Source organism: Sphingobacterium sp. UBA1897 (assembly GCF_002337775.1).
In the GTDB taxonomy this organism is placed as follows: domain Bacteria; phylum Bacteroidota; class Bacteroidia; order Sphingobacteriales; family Sphingobacteriaceae; genus Sphingobacterium; species Sphingobacterium siyangense.
Window position 1 is genome coordinate 92,173 of sequence record NZ_DDGR01000014.1, and the last position, 19,284, is coordinate 111,456.

The window sequence follows — 19,284 nt, forward strand, 5'->3', positions numbered from 1 at the left end:
TGATTTACTATATGCAAAAGGCAAGGTAGATGAATAGGTCATCACTTAAGAAAGACCAATACGCGTAAATTCAATTGAACAGCGGCTTACCATAGCAGCCAGGTAAAAATTGCTAGAAAACCGCCGCGGATAAGTAATTCCTGTGTAAGCTCTTCCCTGTCAAGTTTATACCAGCTATATTTTTCATAATACCTCCTGATGGTTTGTCTATTCTTTACGTGGATGTTTTTATATGTTGTTTTCATAACCGATTTGTATTGATTTTCTACAAATCCTGCAATTTTAATGCAGTTTATAGGACGTTAGAGGGATTTGGGTAGTTTTTTATCGCGATAGGTTATAAAATACTGGCGGTTTGGGTATTTTAACAAGTCAATTCGGTAAATACGGCCCGATAAAATAGCTATAAATAGACATCAGGCTTAAATAAATGCTGTAATTTAAGCCTGATGTAATAGTTCCTGATATAATAGTTATATCTGATTATCCTATAATTCACTGTTATTGTCGAGCGTGCCTGGCTCATGTCCTGTGGTTTGCTCATGTCTGGCAGTCACCCTTCTGGTCCGTTGGGTCTGATCCGGCGGAAGACCTTCGGTCTTTTTCCCGCCGCTATAGAACGTGTCTTCACTAAAGTGATAATGATCATAGAATTCCGTCGGGTGATAGCTGCTTTCGCTCACGATAAAACCCACATCGCCGGTGCCTTCAAATATATGACGGATACTAAGTTCTGTTTCGGGATCGAGCTGATCCTGTTGGTAAGCAGGTAAGCGGATTAACTGATCTTCGTTGACGGATATCACCACAACTTCGCCATCATCGGCAGGGTTGTACAGATAATCGGTTGCGGGTTCTTCCGTTGGGATTTCGTCTACCGTTAGGATCACGCTATGATCGATCGGCTCAACAGCTGGGGTTGTGTAAGCTTCTTCATTGCTGGGCTGAATCTGTGTGCCATCGTAAAGCGACGCCAGTCCAATGGGGACTAATACTTTCTTATCTTCGTCAATAACAAATTCGGCGTCATGGAGATCGATAATGATGTAACGGACCTGTTGGCTTTCAGGGTCAAAGAGCAGATCATCTACCTTGCCGAGCAGTTGGCCGGCCTCATTCTTTACTTTCCAGCCCCGGATATCAGGTTCGCCATCGACAATTTCGTAATCGCTTCCACCGAGTTCAATCAGATGATTATATTTTTTTTCTTCTAATGCCATGTCTTCAATTTTATTGGGTGATCAATTTTTTATATGCAACGGAGTCTAAAGCGTATCTGTTTGCGGCGCTGTTTCGTTAATGCTTGTATCTGGAGTGGGGTTATTTAACCTGGCGTCACTGTTGTAACGGTTTATAAAATACAGGACCAATCCCAGCGCGATAAGTGAAAGCAGCAGCCATAGCCACCAGGGCGCTCCGTTTCTCGGTTTTACTTCTAAATGTGCCATATATACTTTTTTTTAAAAAGAACAACCGCTATGAGGCTTCGTTTGAAAAAATTTCGTTTAGGCAGGATTGCTGGTGAAATCAAACCGCCTTGAAAACGGTAGAAAAGTAAGAGTTGCACATCGGCGTAAAGGACGCTATTTTCGCTTGGCACAATTGATTGGATAAGCAGTATTCCGTTTGAAATAATTAAGTTTGTGGTATAGCGCTTATAAAAAATGCAGTCTCTTTATTTCTGTTGGTTACTTGTCTGTTCCTTCGTGGGTACGGCTGTTTTCGGGCAATCGCTGGATTATCCCTCTTTTCGCAATATTTCCTTGGGAACGAATGCAAATACAGTCCACTCTTTTGCACAGGATAGCTTGGGGATGCTTTGGCTCGGAAGTAACAATGGGTTATTTAATTATGATGGCTATGCACTACAGCCGCTCACGGGGACCAAATCTCCTTTTCAGACGTTCGTTTACTGTATTGCACTGATCGATAATAAACATTTCGCATTGGGGACAGGGCAGGGAGTGCTGCTCTATAACTATCAGTACGACCGATTTGAATCTTTTCCGGCAGGGGGACCTGGAGATGTCAGGTCTTTGCTCCTTGTTGGCGATACCTTGTGGATCGGTTCAATAAGTGGTTTGTATTGCTATAATACCAAGACACGTAAACTTATCGATTATCAGAATTCATTTCCAAAGAACAAATCAAAAACCGCCGTGTATGCACTGGAAAAGGTGGGCGATAGAATCTTAATCGGTACATATAATGGACTTTTTGAATTAAATCCATCGAAAAAAGATATTGTGCCTCTCCCACTTCCAGATTATAGGCCGGGTAGTAATCAATTTGTGAATTCTATATTTTCTATTCCGGAATCGGCAAGTACCTATGTTGGAACAGAATACGGCCTGTATCGCTATAATACGAAGAATCATACGCTTCAGAAAACTCCGGTATTACAAAATCATCCCATCAAAGCGATGGCTTCCAAAGATTCCAACACCTTGCTTGTCGGTACGGATGATGGTCTTTTTACGTATCAGCTGGATCAGCAGTTGGTCAAACGGATCAAACATGATTCCCGGAATAGAAACTCGCTGGCCAATAACATCGTGTGGAGTATCTTTAAGGATCGGTCGGAAAATATCTGGCTGGGTACAGACCTGGGATTTTCCTTATGGTCCAACCGTAAGGTGGAAAAAATACTGCCGATCTATCAATTGACTGCGAGCAGCGACGGCAACCGTTTTTATAAAATTAACAGGGATCGCAATGGCTGGTATTGGCTGGGCGGCGATAATGGTTTGATCCGTGTACGTGGGCTGGACGACAAAAATACGGAAAGCAGCTGGTACCGTATGGATGCCAAGACCTATCGTCTGGCACACAACCGTATCCGGGATATATTTGAGGATCATACGGGATTGGTGTGGATAGCCTCAGACGGCGGCGTCAATGTGTTTGATGCGCATACGAAACAGTTTAAAACCTTTACAATTGTCGATGCCAGTGGAAGACGAAATGCGAAATGGTCGTACGACATCTTGCAAGATGGACAGGATAATCTCTGGGTGGCCTCCTATATGGGGGGAATATTTGTCGTCAACCGAAGCCGTTTATTGGAAGCCAAGGGCCCGGTCATAGCAAGCCGTAATTTCAGTAAAGCTGACGGTCTTCTGGAAGATTTTGCCAATCAGATCGTTGACAATGGTAGGGGGAAGATCTTGGCGCTGTTCTATAATAAGGGGATCAGTAGCATTGATGTGGCCACAGGGAAAATAACGGAGCTTAAAGACAGCGCTGGGCATGCATTGGATCAGGCGACCTTTATGCTGAAGGATAGGCAGCATACGGTGTGGGTAGGGGAACATGGCGAATTGAGGCGTATTGCTCCGGACGGGAAAAATACATTGGTTCGTTTTGATCCTGTTGGTAAAGGAGAAGTAACTGCCATGGCCGAGGTCAAAGAAAGCATCTGGCTGGCAACAAGTACTGGGGTATGGCAGGTTAATAAGCAGAGTTTAAAAACGGAACTATTAAGATACGGGCAAAGGATATCCTCGATGTATTACGATAAAGAGCGGGAGGAAGTGGTGCTGGGCGGAATTGATGAGCTGGTCCTGTTGCCCGCGCAAAATGAGCAAGCGGATCTGGATGGTTCCAAAAAGATTGTGCTCACCGCAATGTATGTCAATAATGAACGTTTCGGTAATTACGACTATGGCTTACGGTATAAAAACGAGATCACTTTGGCGCATGATCAGAATAACCTCCGGCTTGAATTTTCCGATTTGGATTATGGAAATCATTTAGGCTATCGCCTAGCTTATGCTTTTAAAGGAAAAAATGAAACCTGGATTCCGATGGAACGGGGTGATAACAAAGTGCTGCTGTCCAACTTAAGTTCGGGTAACTACGACCTTCAGTTGGCTAAAGTGGATGTCGCCGGTCATGTTGTGTCGGAGATTTATACCTACCATATTCAGATCCGTTATCCATGGTATGCAAGCTATTGGGCTAAAGCTGCTTACGTCCTCATTGTTATTTTCCTGCTATTTTGGGTCGTCAATTTTTTCAGGGTTCGCAGTACGCTAAAATGGGAAAGGCGCGAACGGAGAAAGGTACTTGAGCTCACAAAAATGAAAATGGACTTCCTGACAGCTGTGTCGCATGAGCTGAAAACCCCGTTGAGCCTGATTTTGGCCCCTGTCAGCCAAATGATGCGGCAGACAAAGAACAGTGACAAAAAGAAGCAACTGGATGGTGTTCATCGAAATGCCTTAAAAATCAGTCATCTCATCCAGGAATTGATGACTTTTGATCAGGTAGAGCAGCAACAGACGCCCTTGCAGGGCCTGCTTACCTCTCAGATGGATCTGGTCGCCTATAGCAGACAAATTATAGCTGACTGGCAGCAGGTGCCTGAGTACAGTACCGTCCATATTGACTTTGTTACCGATGTAGAGAGCTTTTTTATACAGACCGATGTAGCCAAACTGGGATCGATTCTCAACAACCTCATCGCTAATGCCTGTAAGTATAATCGTCCGGAGGGTAGCGTGGAACTGCAGCTGAAAGTAATTGGTCCGGATGTCAAGCTTATCGTTCGGGATACGGGAATTGGTATAGCACCCGAAGACCTGCCTTATGTCTTCAGCAAATTCTATCGTTCTTCCCTGAAAGAAGTGAGTGCTGTACAGGGGACGGGCGTTGGTCTGTACTTGGTCAAAAGTTATTGTGAGCAGTTGGGCTGGAGCGTTGATATAGCGAGCGATCAAAAGGGCACAGCCGTAACGCTTAGTTGGAAACATGACCATGTAAACGATAAGGATGAGACCGATAGCATACCGGTAGGGGCTAAACGAAAACTACTGATCGTCGAAGATAATGCCGAACTCGCTGATTTTTTACGAAATGCCATGCAGTCGCATTACGATTGCCGCATTGTGAGTGATGGTAGCGAGGGCTTACGCTTGATCGACGGACATAGTTTTGTGCCCGACATTATTCTCACGGATGCCATGATGCCCAATATGGGGGGGATTGAAATGGTGAAAAAACTACGACAAAATATCGTGACGGCAACCATTCCGATTATTTTGCTTACCGCACAAAACGATGAGCTGATCAGACGCGAGTGGGTTGCCGTCGGCATAGATGCTTATATGGCGAAGCCTTTTGATCTGGACTTGCTCCAAATACAGCTATTGCAGCTCTTGGATAGGAAAGATAAGATTGTCGCTCAATTGCGTATCGACGAAATCAGTAAACCCACAGAAGCAATAGCTGTACATTCACCGGATGAAAAATTCCTGACCAATGTGACACAGCTGATCGAAGAAAATTTGGACGATTCGGAATTTTCGGTGCAGCGGCTCAGTGAGCTCACGGATGTCGCCGCCAGACAACTCTATCGTAAAATTAAGCAACTAACAGGCTATACACCGGTGGAGTATATACGCAGCATTCGTATCAAGAAAGCAGCGCTGTTATTACAGCAAAAAAAGTTTACCGTTTCCGAGGTGATGTATATGGTCGGATTCTCCAATGCTTCTTATTTCTCAAAATGTTTTCAATCGGAATTTGGGATGTCACCAAAGGTGTATATGGAAGGTTATTTGTAAGTAATTGATTGTTAGTATTGTTTGTTGTTTTAGGTGGTTGGGGATGTCCAATTTGTGTTGTTCTTTGTCCGATATGTGGCCTTAAAAAATAATCACGTTTGATAGGTTTGTAAGAGTAATAACCAAAAAATTATAAATCGATACAAACCATGCGTGTAATTATTTTATGCTGCTTTGCTCTTTTGGGCTATGTCAATTCTTACGCTCAATCGAAGGCGATTAAAAAGGTCCCTACAGTTTTTGTCGACCGTGAAGGTGTCATGCGCTGGTCCGACTCCAAAGCTGAAGCTTCATTTTATGGCGTCAATTATACCGTTCCTTTTGCCCATGCCTTTCGGGCTTTACACGATAAAGGCATCGATCGAAAGCAGGCTATTGATCGCGACGTTTACCACTTCGCCCGTTTGGGATATAATGCTTATCGTATCCATATTTGGGATGTAGAAATCTCCGATAAAAATGGTAACCTGATCAGCAATGAACACCTTGATCTATTGGATTATCTACTTTTTAAACTTCAGGAAAGGGGAATTAGGATCCTGATTACGGGAATGACCAATTTTGGTAATGGTTATCCAGAAAGAAATATAAATACAGATGCATTTACGTATCATTATGAGAAGTGTGCGGTTCATGCTAATCCACAGTCGATAGCTGCTCAAGAAAAATACATTACCCAGTTACTTCATCATGTCAACCCGTATACCGGAAATGCTTATCAGACGGACCCTTACATCATAGGTTTTGAAATAAATAATGAACCTTGCCATACAGGTGCCATTCAGACGACGTCGGACTATATCGGTCGAATGGTGAAGGCCATGAAGAAAAGTGGTAACAAAAAACCGATTTTCTACAATGTAAGTCATAATATGGAACATGTTAAGGCTTATTTTGATGCTGATATCCAAGGGACAACCTATCAATGGTATCCTGTGGGACTGGTTGCTGGACGGGAGCGCCAGGGGAATTTTCTTCCTTACATTGATCATTACGATATCCCTTTTTCAAACTTGAAAGGCTTTGCCAACAAAGCGAAGGCGGTTTACGAATATGATCCTGCTGATAATCTCTACAGCTACATGCATCCCGCAATGAGCCGCACATTTCGTTCGGCGGGATTTCAGTGGATCACTCAGTTTGCTTACGATCCGATGGATATTGCAGCCTACAATACCGAATATCAGACACATTATCTCAATTTGGCTTATACCCCGGCAAAAGCACTGAGTACCATGATTGCTGCGGAGGTAGCTTATACGATACCAAGAAATAAAAAGTTTGAACAGTATCCTCAAGACACCCTATTTGGCGATTTTAGCGTCAGTTATGAGCAGGATCTCTCCGTGATGAATGCGCAGGATAAGTATTTTTACACCAATAATACGACAGTAAGCCCTTTAAATCCAACGAAATTGCAACATATTGCCGGTCATGGTTCATCACCTGTGGTGGAGTATGGCGGATCTGGTGCTTATTTTTTAGATCGTCTGGAAGATGGTCTATGGCGTTTGGAGGTTATGCCGGATGCAGAAAAAATCGCTGATCCTTTTGCCAAGCCATCGCTCGATCGGGAGGTGGTACATATCCTGTATCGGTCACAGATGATCGATATTCGGATCCCTGATCTAGGCGACCTTTTTACCGTCCGGTCACTGGTAGGGAAAAATGACAGCGATGAAGCTATTTCAGTCGCTAAAACAAGTTTTAGCGTTAAGCCTGGAGTATATCTGTTAAAGCGTAAGAATATCAAGCTGAAAAATAGCTGGCTAGCTTCCTCGCCCTGGAAAAATGGCTATTTAGGCGAATATTACGCGCCAAAAACGGAAGCGCTGAAGCAGCCTTTATTGATACACCAGCAGCCCGAAGTATTGGAAAAAGGCCGGTCTACCAAATTGCAGTTCCGTTATGTTTTTGAAAAACAGCCCGATTCCATTATTCTACAAACGGATCAGGTTTCGTTTTGGAAAGATCATAATCCCTACATCAAGTTGATCTCCACAGATAACTGTACCTATGAAGCGGACATCCCGGCATCCTTATTAGTCAGCAATGAATTGAAATATACAGCTACTGTGTTTGTGGGTGGTGAAAAAATTACTTACCCAGACAATCAGACTGGAGCCCCACTGGAATGGAATTATCGCGTCAATAGTTATTGGACCGTGGGCTTATATGAGCAGGGTGCGCCTATAGGGCTTTTTGAATCCTTCTCCAAAGTCTCTTCTTTGGAAACTTTCGCTATTCCAGAAACGGCTTACATGACTGCGCAACGGGAGCATCATGATCTCAGTAAAGTTCCATTTTGGACCTATACTTTTCATGCCAAGGATTCTGGGGTACAGTATTTTTGGGTAAAAGATATCAAATCGACAATTGCTGAACGGCCTGCGGGTATCGCTGCTGCCACAAAGCTCTGCATACTCTTGAAACATGAGGGTGGAAATCCGCTACTGAATGCTGGGTTTGTGACAAAAAAAGGGTATACCTATGTGGATAATATAGCTATTGGGGCATCCGGCGAAACAGTGGTCCGTATGGATCTAGCCGACTTAAAACTCGTGCCTACGGCTTTGCTACCTGCTCCTTATCCTGTATTTCTTGAACGGTTTTTTAAGCCCACGGTTCCGGTTCAATTTGACAAAAGGGATATCGAAAAACTAATCGTTTCAGGCGAAAAGATGGAAGGGGTGGCACTATCTATAGCTGCGATATGGCTCGAATAGCGATACAGCTGCTTAATGCCACCGATTAGTAGGGCATGGATAATAATACGTCAGGCCGTAAGGATCAAGGTTTGGAGCAGGACGACGACCTGAAAAAAACGGCGACGTTTTTTAGGGGAATGCTTAAATAAAGCGATAAGGAATACAAAAAATATAATAAAGGGAAAGAAAACAATTATAAACACATCTAAATTTTAAACAATGAAGGGTTTTGCATTTAAAACAAGTTTATTGGGCTTGTCCTTGCTATCCTGTCTTGGGGAAATGCAGCTATATGCTGCAACGAAAGGGGAAAGCAAGTGGATCAGGTCGATGCAACAACAGGATGTCCGTGGGGTGGTCCGCAACGAGCAAGGGCAGGTGATGGCAGGTGTTACAGTATTGGTGGCCGGAACTACGGTGGGCACTTCAACGGCGAGTGATGGCTCGTACCGTATCTCATTGTCCAAGGGTAAATCCCAGCTTCTATTCTCTGTTGTAGGCTACAGTAGCCAAACCTTGACGGTGGTAGGGGGAACATCTGTGGATGTCAGCATGGTGCCTGCGGGAAATGTGCTGGAAGAGCTCGTCATCGTAGGTTATGGTAGTACAACAAAAAAGGATCTAACCGGTGCCGTAAATACGGTCGGAAGCAAGGATTTTAACAGTGGACTTGTCGGCTCTCCCGAACAGCTGATCAATGGAAAAACAGCTGGTGTGCAGGTGATGTCCAACAGCGGTTCTCCTTCTTCCGGGAGTACGATACGTATCCGTGGGGGAGCCTCCTTGAGTGCCAGCAACGATCCATTGATCGTATTGGACGGTGTACCGCTAGAGACTGGTGGTATTAGCGGCAATAGTGGCAATTTTCTCAGTCTGATCAACCCGAATGATATCGAAAGCATGACAGTGCTCAAAGATGCATCATCGACAGCAATATATGGATCCCGAGCGTCAAACGGGGTATTATTGATAACAACAAAGAAGGGTAAAGGAGATGCTTTACGGCTTTCTTTCTCTTCAATCGTGTCCATGCAGCAGGCTATGGGAGTGGCTGATATGATGTCGCGCGATGAATTTGCCTCGCTTATCAATACCAAAGGGAGCACTGCCCAAAAGGCGTTATTGGGCAATGCCTCAACAGATTGGCTGTCTGAGGTTTTTCAGGATGCCATCGGGACGGATAATAACTTAAGTCTACAGGGAAAGATCGGCAAAACCTTGCCTTTTCGTACATCGGTGGGCTATTATAATCAGCAAGGGACTTTGCGGACCGACAAAACGGAGCGCGTGACGGGCGCTTTGGTGTTAAATCCCACTTTTTTTAATAAACACCTGACCGTAAATTTAAATGTTAAAGGTGCCCATAACAACAACGGTTTTGCCAATACCGATGCGATATGGTCTGCTGTAGCATTTAATCCTACGCAACCGATTTATTCTGGGGCAGATGCTTATGGTGGCTATTACGAGAGTTTGGATAATGCCGGTCTTCCGGCAACAGGTGCAAACCTCAATCCACTTGGATTGCTCAAGCAGGAAAAACACCGTAGTACAGTCAATAGAGCCGTGGGTAACCTTGACCTCGATTATAAATTCCATCTGCTACCTGAATTGAAAGCGCACGTAACACTCGGATATGACTATGCCAAAGGAAATGGATCGAATCTTATTCCGGCAAGTGCAGCCAATAATTTTACGATCGGAGGCGCTTTTGACCGTTATGAACAGACGCTTAAAAATAAATTGTTTACAGGCTATCTAAACTACAACAAGTTCTTCCCGGAAATTAAAAGTACAATTGACGTGACAGCAGGTCACGATTATCAATATTGGAGTGCCCGACGGCCACCTATAGTATACTATAACGAAGCTGGTGATATACGCTCGACTGCTATTGCATCTGACGAAAGACATACCCTGATTTCCTGGTACGGACGGATCAACTATAATTACGATAGCCGTTATTTATTGACCGCTACGGTCCGTAAGGATGGAACTTCCCGATTCAGCCCCGAAAACCGTTGGGGAACATTTCCCTCAGTCGCCTTGGCCTGGCGTCTTTCGCAGGAGTCTTTCATGAAAGGAATCTCTTTCCTGGACGATCTAAAGCTCCGTGCGAGTTACGGCGTTACAGGTCAGCAGGAAGGGATCGGAAATTACGAATATTTGCCGGTATACAATTTGGGAACAGCCTATGCACAGTATCGTTTCGGCGATCAGTACCATCTGGTGTATAGACCATCGGTTTACAATCGGGACTTACGCTGGGAAACGACCAAAGCATTTAACTACGGCCTGGATTTCGCTTTCTGGAAAAACAGGCTGTCTGGTGCAATTGACTATTACACAAGAAAAACGCATGATCTATTGGCCAATGTGCCTGTAGCCGCAGGAACCAATTTTGACCAGAACGCGACTATCAACGTAGGTAATGTCGAAAGTAGTGGCTTCGAATTTCAACTGAATACCGTACCCATACAAAAGGATAATTTGCGCTGGGAAGTCAATTTCAATGCGACTAATCAGCATACAAAAGTAACCAATACAGCTTTGGTGCAGGATGCGAATGCCATAGGAACTTATGTGGGACCGAATGTCAGTGGCCGTGGTATACAGATTCTGACAACGGGGTATCAGCCTTACATGTTTTATGTCTACAAACAGTTGTACAATGAGGCTGGCAAGCCGCTCGAAGGTGTATATGCGGATCTGAATGGTGATGGAGCGATCAACGAAAAGGACTTGTACCGCTATCAATCGCCCGCGGCAAAATGGCTCTTTGGTTTCAATACGCAGTTAACCTACAAAAAATGGACAGCAGCAACGACGCTACGCGCAAATTTGGGTAACTACGTATTCAATAATACCAAAATGAATCTTAGTGCTTGGGAAACAGTTCAATATGTGGATGCATCGATCAACAACTTACATCGGGATTACTTGAATACCCAATTCCAGACCAGACAGTATTATTCGGATTATTACGTCGAAAATGCTTCCTTCCTTCGGATGGAAAACCTGTCGGTGAACTATAATTTTGGTCAGGTGGGTAAGATCTCCAATCTACGTGTGGGTGCGGTAGCTCAGAATGTTTTTATTGTGAGCAAATATAGCGGCATGGACCCTGAGGTTCCGAGTGGCTTCGACAGTTCGTTCTACCCACGCTCAAGAACTTTCTCCTTGAGTCTCAATATGGATTTTTAATGGCTACCTCAAAAAAGAAAACTTATATAGCGATGAAAAATATAAAAAGATATTGTTTTGGATTGTTGAGTATAATCGCATTGCTACAATCCTGTACAAAAGACTTAAACCAGTATCCCACTGTAGAAACTACTTCGGAGTCGGTATACACCTCTGTGGATGGTTACCGGGCAGTACTTGCTAAATTGTATGCCTCATTTGCCGTTGCGGGCAATGGACGTGGTGATGCCGATCCGGATATGGCGGGCAGCACGGCCTCTTGGGGTTACCTTCGGGTTTACTTTAACTTGCAGGAGGTACCGACTGATGAAGTGATCTATACATGGGCAGGAGGCGACAATATGACCGATATCCAGTATATGACCTGGGGAGCTTCTGATACCTGGGTGAATGCCATGTATTATCGGATCTACTATACGGTAGCCATCTGTAATGAATTTCTACGGAATGCAACAACAGAGAAGCTGGCGACTTTTAATTCGGCCGAGCAGGCACAAATTTTGGAGTTCGCAGCCGAAGCGCGTTTTCTGCGTGCATTGGCCTATAGTCATGCCATGGACCTTTATGGGAACGTTCCTTTTGTGACTGAAAAGGACCCGGTTGCTGCATTTTTTCCACCACGGATGACAAGAGCTGATCTCTTTGCATTTATTGAAAAAGAATTGACTGAGATCGAGACGATCTTACCGGAAGCACGTCAAAATGAGTATGGTCGGGTAAGCCGTGCTGCCGCCTGGTCCCTATTGGCCAAAAATTATCTGAATGCGCAGGTCTATACGGGTACAGCACGAAATGCGGAATGCCTAAACTATGCGAAAAAAGTGATTGATGCTGGATATTCCTTAAATGCGAACTATAAGCAGGTATTTAATGCTGATAATGATAAACGGACCAATGAAATTATTTTCCCGATAGAGGCCGATGTAGCGCATACAACGACATGGGGTGCGACAACGTATCTTGTCAACGGCCCTATTGTTGGAAGCATGAAATCATCGGATTACGGTGTGCTTTCCGGCTGGAATAGTTTTCGTACACTTCGCGAATTTGTGGCACTCTTTCAGGCGGAAGACAAAAGAGGTGATTTCTGGAAAAACGGCCAGTCCCTGGATGTCGAAGACCCCGCTGCCTCGAGCCAGGGATATGGACTTGTTAAGTTTACAAATTTGAAAGATGATGGTACCTATACGACAGATGAAGGTTTGGTAAGTACTGATTTCCCGATGATCCGCTTGGCCGACGTGTATCTAATGTATGCTGAGGCTGTACTGCGCGGTGGCGGAGGAAGTGTACAGGAAGCGATCAGGTTGGTCAACAGTATCCGTCAGCGGGGGTATGGTAGTTCGGCCGGAGCCATTGACCAGGCGCAGCTGACACTGGATTTTATCCTTGCAGAACGCGGCCGTGAACTGTTTTGGGAGTGTACGCGTCGTACTGACCTGATTCGATTTGGGAAATTTACCGGTAGCGATTACATCTGGCAATGGAAAGGCGGTGACATGAACGGCCGCTCTGTGGATGCGAAATTCAATCTGTATCCGATTCCAACCACCGATATGAGCGCTAATCCGAATTTGATCCAAAATCCTGGCTACTAGCGCTGGCTGGCATTAATAACTAAATCTATGGGGATATACTGCTATTTGAGCACACATGCTGCGGAGAGTATCCAGGTATTCCCAGATGGACTTTTAAAGATAATGATACCTATGAAACAATTGACACTCTATATCCTGGTGTTGCTTTTCGTTGCCTGTAAAAAGGAGGGTGGGACACCGGCTGTCAGTGGGATAAAACCTGCAGTGTTGTACAGCAGTACAACAGAACTGGTCTTAAAATCTACTGACCGCAAGACCGTGGCGCTGCAGCTTGTCTGGGATGAGGCGATTTTGGGCAGCGATGAACCAATGGCGCAGTCGGCTTTAAAAAATAAAATAGAAATTGCTGCTGATCCATCTTTTTCTGCTGTCACCAAAAGTATCGAGCAGGTAGCAAGCTCGCTCAGCTATACGCATGAACAATTGAATAACCTTGTCACGGGAATGGGATTTTTGCCCGATGAAAAGAACGTGTTTTATGTCCGTATTGCTTCACGATTGGGAACCAATACAGATTGGCTCTACAGTAATGTGATCGCCCTGACTGTGACCGCTTATCAGCCCGTGGAGGATGCTGCCTATCTCTACCTATCGAATAAAGAGTTTACGCAATTTCCATGGAAACTGTGTTCGAGAAAGGAAGATGGTTTTTACGATGGTTTTGTGCGTCTCGACCAATGGTATAATTTTTATTTAACCAATGCGGAAAGTGCGAGTGCACCACTCATCTATGGTTCTTATCCCCTAGATGGTAGCCAATATATCTTGTATAGCGGAGCTGATCGCTGGAATTGCTGGACGAGTAAAGGTGGATACTTATACTTGACAGCCGATGTCAATAAATTGGCCTGGAAAGAAACTTCCGTAGAATCCATGACGGTAACGGGCGATTTCAATGGTTGGAGTGCAACAGCAACACCAATGGTATATGACCAGACGGCGAAGGTTTGGAAAGCAACCATCACGACAACGGTAGCTGAACAATGGGGAATTAAGGTATTGATCAATGGCAGCTGGACTTGGTTTTTTGGCGCAGCAGAGGGCGATGGAAACTGTGCCTTGTATACGGGCGATGGAACTGGCTTCGCTTATGACAAGATCGGCACACATACCTTGATTCTTGATCTAAGCGATCCAAAACAATTCAAATATCATGTGGAATAAAATAGATAGGGACGGGTTCTTAAATGAAATAATCGGATGAAAAAAATAAAAATAATGTTGGCCCTGATAGGCTTGTGTTTGGGCTTGTCTGGCTGTAACGACAAAGATAATCTTAAGGTGGATGTACCTAAAACACATTTGGCAAAAGGTGCGGACGTGAGCTGGATTACTGAAATGGAAGCCTCAGGTGTGCAATTTTTTAATGCAGGAGGCAGCGCAGTGGATGGGCTGAAAATCTTGCGTGGACTAGGCATGGATGCGGTACGTCTGCGTGTTTGGGTAGATCCCCAACAAGGCTGGTGCAACAAGAATGACGTACTGGTCAAAGCTCGTCGGGCGCATCATCTGGGCATGCGTATTATGGTGGATTTTCATTACAGTGACACCTGGGCGGATCCGGGACAGCAGACAAAGCCTGCCGCCTGGAAGAGCTTATCGTTTGATGGGTTAAAGAAGGCTGTTAGTGATCATACAACGGAGGTTCTTCAATTGCTAAAAGATAGTGGTATCTCACCTGAATGGGTGCAGGTCGGTAATGAAACGGGCAACGGAATGCTTTGGGAAGATGGAAAAGCCTCTGTCAGTATGGCTAATTATGCCACATTGAATAATGCCGGCTATGATGCGGTAAAAGCGGTGTTTCCGGCAGCAAAAGTGATCGTACATCTGCATAATGGATTTGACAATGACTTGTTTCGTTGGATGTTCGACGGTCTGAAAAACAACGGTGGGAAATGGGATGTAATTGGCATGTCACTTTATCCGACTCCAGAAAACTGGGAAGAGCGCAATGCGGCCTGCATCAGCAACATCAACGATATGGTTGCCCGATACAATTCAGAAGTGATGATCTGCGAGGTGGGGATGAGCTGGGATGAAGCAGATAGTGCTGAAATATGGTTAAAAGATCTTTTCAATGCGGTCAATAGTGTGCCCGATCAGAAAGTACTGGGTATATTCTATTGGGAGCCTTTGGCGTATGGTGGCTGGAATGGTTATACCCTAGGCGCATTTGACAATAATGGGCGCCCAACAAAAGCATTGAATGCCTTTAAATAAAGTATATTTAAGCCGCTGAATGACAATGAAAAAATTGAACTGTAGACTATAAACACCTGAATTGATGATGAGATTACTGCGTACGACTTACTTTTTGTTTCTTTTATTCTTACTTGTTTCGGGCAATTCGCACGGACAGTCAGCACGCCAATCCTTCCTGTTGGAGAAAAACTGGCGTTTTTTTCAGGGTGAGGTTGTTCATGGGGAATCAGCAGCATTGGATGATAAGGCCTGGAAAAAGGTCACTGTACCGCATGATTGGGCTATTTTCGGGCCTTTTGACCGGTCACACGATCTGCAGGATGTTGCAGTGACACAAAATGGAGAGAAAAAGGCAACTGTAAAAACGGGCCGGACTGGCGGTTTGCCTTATGTGGGGGTGGGTTGGTATCGTACCAACTTTGATATTCCACAATTCGACCCCGTCAATAAACGCGTGGTCCTGAAATTTGATGGTGCAATGAGTGAAGCCCGGGTCTATGTCAATGGAAAGGAAGCCTGCTTTTGGCCCTATGGTTACAATGCTTTTCATTGTGATGTGACCGAATTTCTACATCCGGACGGGATGAATAATACAGTTGCTGTGCGGTTGGAAAATAAAGCACAGTCATCACGCTGGTATCCCGGTGCAGGACTTTATCGCAATGTGCATGTAATCGTGACGGAGAAGATCCATGTACCTGTTTGGGGGACGTATATCACGACGCCTTTTGTGTCGGACAGTCTAGCCTCAGTTAAGCTTGAAACCAGTTTGAAGAATGCTGATGGCAAGTTGGTACGAATGGTAACTGCGATTTTGGATGCGGCGGGACAGGTGGTTGCGCAGAAGGAAAACCAACAAAAACTAAATTATGTCAAGCCTTTCGTGCAAAATCTTGAAGTGATAAACCCTGCTCTCTGGAGCCCCGAACATCCAAATCTGTATCGGGCCTCCACGCAAGTATTTGTAGACGGTAAATTGACAGACAGTTTTGAAACCCGTTTTGGGATTCGGGAGGTACGTATTATTGCCGACCGGGGATTTATGTTAAATGGAAAGATCCGAAAGTTTCAGGGGGTATGTAATCATCACGATCTTGGACCTTTGGGGGCTGCAATCAATGTTTCGGCTCTTCGTTATCAATTGGAATTACTCAAAGATATGGGCTGCGATGCCATTCGTACGGCACATAATATGCCGGCTCCGGAATTGGTTGCCCTATGTGACGAATTGGGCTTTATGCTGATGATTGAACCTTTTGACGAATGGGATATTGCGAAATGTAAAAATGGATATCATCGATTTTTTGCGGATTGGGCCGAACGGGATATGGTCAACATGATCCATCATTTTAGAAATAACCCTGCTGTCGTGATGTGGAGCATTGGAAATGAAGTGCCCACACAATGCAGTGCTGAAGGCTATAAAGTAGCTTCGTTTTTACAGGATATATGCCATCGTGAGGATCCGTCCCGACCAGTGACCTGCGGTATGGATCAGGTAAGCTGTGTGCTGGAAAATGGTTTTGCTAGTCTGTTGGATGTTCCGGGATTAAACTATCGTGCGCACCGTTACGAAGAGGCGTATGCCAAATTACCCCAAAATCTAGTGTTGGGTTCGGAAACGGCATCAACAGTGAGCTCGAGGGGCGTTTATAAATTTCCGGTGCTAAAAAAAGGTGATATGTTGTATTCCGATCATCAGTCGTCTTCTTACGATATGGAATATTGCTCTTGGTCCAACCTTCCGGATGAGGATTTTGCCCTGGCGGAAGATCATCATTGGACCATGGGGCAATTTGTCTGGACAGGCTTTGATTATCTTGGCGAACCTTCCCCTTATGATACCGATGCCTGGCCCAACCATAGTTCCATGTTCGGTATTATTGATCTGGCGAGCATTCCCAAAGACCGTTATTATCTGTACCGAAGTTTATGGAATAGAAATGAGCATACCCTGCATATACTTCCACATTGGACTTGGCCTGAACGTGTGGGGCAAGAAACCCCTGTCTTCGTGTATACAGATTATCCAAGTGCCGAACTTTTTATCAATGGGAAAAGTCAGGGAATAAAGCGTAAGAGTAAGTCTTCTTTACAGGAACGTTACCGCCTCATGTGGATGAATACAGTATACGAACCCGGAGAAGTCAAAGTAGTAGCTTACGATGAATCTGGAAAACCAGCGGCCGAAAAAATAATACGGACGGCGGGAAGAGCCTTCAGGATTGAAATGGATGCGGTTCATGATTCCATCTCTGCTGATGGCCGTGCATTAGCCTATATCCGTGTCAAAGCAGTGGATAAGGAGGGGAATCTCTGTCCAAGGGCCGCAGAACTGATCCAATTTGAAGTAGGTGGCGATGGTACATTTAAAGCCTTGGCTAACGGTGATCCAACAAATCTGGAGGCTTTTCATAAACCGCAGATGCATTTATTTAATGGACAGCTTAACTTGATTGTGCAGGCAGGCGAAAAATCGGGAAAGATTCAGATAAAGGCGAAATGCAAAGGTTTAAAAGAGGGGGTATTAAACGTACAGACTGTAAATTCTAAAACGTTTTGACCGTAGCTTTTGTTTAAATGATACCTTAAATAAGTTAGTGCGTTGATTGTATTTTAACAGAAAGGCTAGATCGATATCGATCTAGCCTTTTTTGTGCATTATTTTCGCCTAATCTGTAGCTTGACACCTAGGGCCAGTCCAATGTAATCATCAAATTTAAGATACTTGTTCTGTACGCCGCTAACGAGGTAAAGATCGCTGGTATGAAGATCATAATAGAATTTTATGCCTTCAAAATAAGAACTGTTGGATTTGATTTTATAACTGAAGTCCTGTCCTACAAAGATATTGATGCGTAGCCTGGTCGAAAACCGATAATAGCTATTCGGGTATTTGTCGGGTTCTTTATACCAAAATTGTTTACCCAAGGTCGTATTGAGATAAGCGCCGGTACGCAAGGGATGATAAGTAAACTGTTCACTGAGTTTAATTTCCCAAGGGGTATACGATTGACGCAGCGTTAAGGTAAGTTTAGCCCGGTCTGTATCGTATTTTGGTACATAGCCAAGCAGGAAATCTGTCGACCACTGCTTGTGTCGGCCATAATCCCAGCCTGTTCCGGCAGAAAGCAGTCCTATGGATCCTGCGTATTGAAGCATGTAACTTGATGGAACAAGGCTAAAGGCGGCTTTTTTTAGTTCTTTAGATCTCATGTTTCCCGTTTTGATGCTGTCCGTTGTGATGCTATTCTCCTGGAGGGTGTCCGTTTTGTTGCCAGCCAAGCTTGTTCGTGGGAGATATTGGTGTTCGGAAGCCTGAGCCATATTGTGAACTGAAAAGAAAAGGGTAACAAGCGCGAAAAATCGTATTTTTGATTTAGTAAGAAACAAGTTCATGGGTATAGTGGTCCTTAGTGATTGTAAAAATTAGAAATTGACGTTTACCGATATTGGGAGTACCGTAATAGATGATACCATCCTTAAAAATATCTTCTTTTTGATAGATATGATCGTGGCCATTGGTACAATAAAGGAGATTGGGGAATTGTTTTATACTGTATTGGAAGACTGAAGCTACATTGTTGTTGAACTGATCGGATGTGGGTCTGGCATGCATGACGACAACTGTTTGTTCAAAACGTGTGGTATCTTTTTGGCGCTCTTGCTCAATAAATGAAAAGTCAGGAACGGGATTGGAGTAATCTGATTCCAGCGCATTGGTATTTAAACATAAGAATTTTGTTTTACCTGCAATCATATGTGTCCTAAATAAATTTTAGGATTGGATTTCTATGGTACAAGCATAGCTTTTTTCATCATTTCGATATTGACCCCTATTTTTCAATCTGCGAAGATCTTTAGCTGTCCCTTTTTTCCTTTTATAGGCGGCCTGAGAAAGGGATCATCTATCCATTGCCAGATGTTTATTTTCACGAAGATATTCATTCTGATGAATGCGACCAGATTGGACAGGTTCCAGTCATATTTGGCCTTTTTTTG

Annotated in this window: 12 protein-coding genes; 7 read left to right on the forward strand and 5 right to left on the reverse strand. The window is 44.3% G+C overall.

What is annotated here, in order from left to right; all coding sequences use genetic code 11:
• Positions 1-86: 86 nt before the first annotated feature.
• The 3 genes from B4N43_RS08070 to B4N43_RS08080 all read right to left on the reverse strand — a co-directional run bounded on the left by B4N43_RS08070 (position 87) and on the right by B4N43_RS08080 (position 1,448).
• Positions 87-245 (reverse strand): hypothetical protein, encoded by a 159-nt coding sequence (locus B4N43_RS08070; protein ID WP_286734018.1) that lies wholly within the window; start codon positions 243-245, stop codon positions 87-89.
• Positions 246-488: 243 nt separating this feature from the next.
• Complete coding sequence (locus B4N43_RS08075; RefSeq protein ID WP_286734020.1) at positions 489-1,220, reverse strand: PRC-barrel domain-containing protein; 732 nt, start codon at positions 1,218-1,220, stop codon at positions 489-491.
• A gap of 45 nt (positions 1,221-1,265) precedes the next feature.
• The gene (locus B4N43_RS08080) at positions 1,266-1,448 is read right to left on the reverse strand and encodes a hypothetical protein (RefSeq protein ID WP_088162362.1); all 183 of its coding nucleotides are present in this window, start codon (positions 1,446-1,448) and stop codon (positions 1,266-1,268) included.
• Between the two features lie 216 nt (positions 1,449-1,664).
• Between B4N43_RS08080 and B4N43_RS08085 the strand changes: the two genes are divergently transcribed.
• The 7 genes from B4N43_RS08085 (at position 1,665) to B4N43_RS08115 (ending at position 17,845) form a co-directional block, all read left to right on the forward strand.
• Positions 1,665-5,567: an ATP-binding protein gene (locus B4N43_RS08085; RefSeq protein WP_286734023.1), complete on the forward strand. Its 3,903-nt coding sequence runs from the start codon at positions 1,665-1,667 to the stop codon at positions 5,565-5,567.
• Between the two features lie 149 nt (positions 5,568-5,716).
• Positions 5,717-8,293 (forward strand): hypothetical protein, encoded by a 2,577-nt coding sequence (locus B4N43_RS08090; protein WP_286734024.1) that lies wholly within the window; start codon positions 5,717-5,719, stop codon positions 8,291-8,293.
• A 201-nt stretch (positions 8,294-8,494) separates the two neighbouring features.
• On the forward strand, positions 8,495-11,479 hold the full coding sequence (locus tag B4N43_RS08095; RefSeq protein ID WP_286734026.1) for a SusC/RagA family TonB-linked outer membrane protein: 2,985 nt from the start codon (positions 8,495-8,497) through the stop codon (positions 11,477-11,479).
• Between the two features lie 32 nt (positions 11,480-11,511).
• Complete coding sequence (locus B4N43_RS08100) at positions 11,512-13,077, forward strand: RagB/SusD family nutrient uptake outer membrane protein (protein ID WP_088163671.1); 1,566 nt, start codon at positions 11,512-11,514, stop codon at positions 13,075-13,077.
• A gap of 111 nt (positions 13,078-13,188) precedes the next feature.
• The gene (locus B4N43_RS08105; protein WP_286734028.1) at positions 13,189-14,241 is read left to right on the forward strand and encodes a DUF5111 domain-containing protein; all 1,053 of its coding nucleotides are present in this window, start codon (positions 13,189-13,191) and stop codon (positions 14,239-14,241) included.
• A gap of 36 nt (positions 14,242-14,277) precedes the next feature.
• Complete coding sequence (locus B4N43_RS08110; protein WP_286734030.1) at positions 14,278-15,300, forward strand: glycoside hydrolase family 53 protein; 1,023 nt, start codon at positions 14,278-14,280, stop codon at positions 15,298-15,300.
• 64 nt (positions 15,301-15,364) lie between these two features.
• On the forward strand, positions 15,365-17,845 hold the full coding sequence (locus B4N43_RS08115; RefSeq protein WP_286734031.1) for a DUF4982 domain-containing protein: 2,481 nt from the start codon (positions 15,365-15,367) through the stop codon (positions 17,843-17,845).
• Positions 17,846-17,943: 98 nt separating this feature from the next.
• On the opposite strand, the gene B4N43_RS08120 is transcribed toward B4N43_RS08115, so the two are convergent.
• Positions 17,944-18,498: a hypothetical protein gene (locus B4N43_RS08120; protein ID WP_182331073.1), complete on the reverse strand. Its 555-nt coding sequence runs from the start codon at positions 18,496-18,498 to the stop codon at positions 17,944-17,946.
• Between the two features lie 163 nt (positions 18,499-18,661).
• Complete coding sequence (locus tag B4N43_RS08125; RefSeq protein WP_286734033.1) at positions 18,662-19,042, reverse strand: hypothetical protein; 381 nt, start codon at positions 19,040-19,042, stop codon at positions 18,662-18,664.
• Positions 19,043-19,284: the final 242 nt, after the last annotated feature.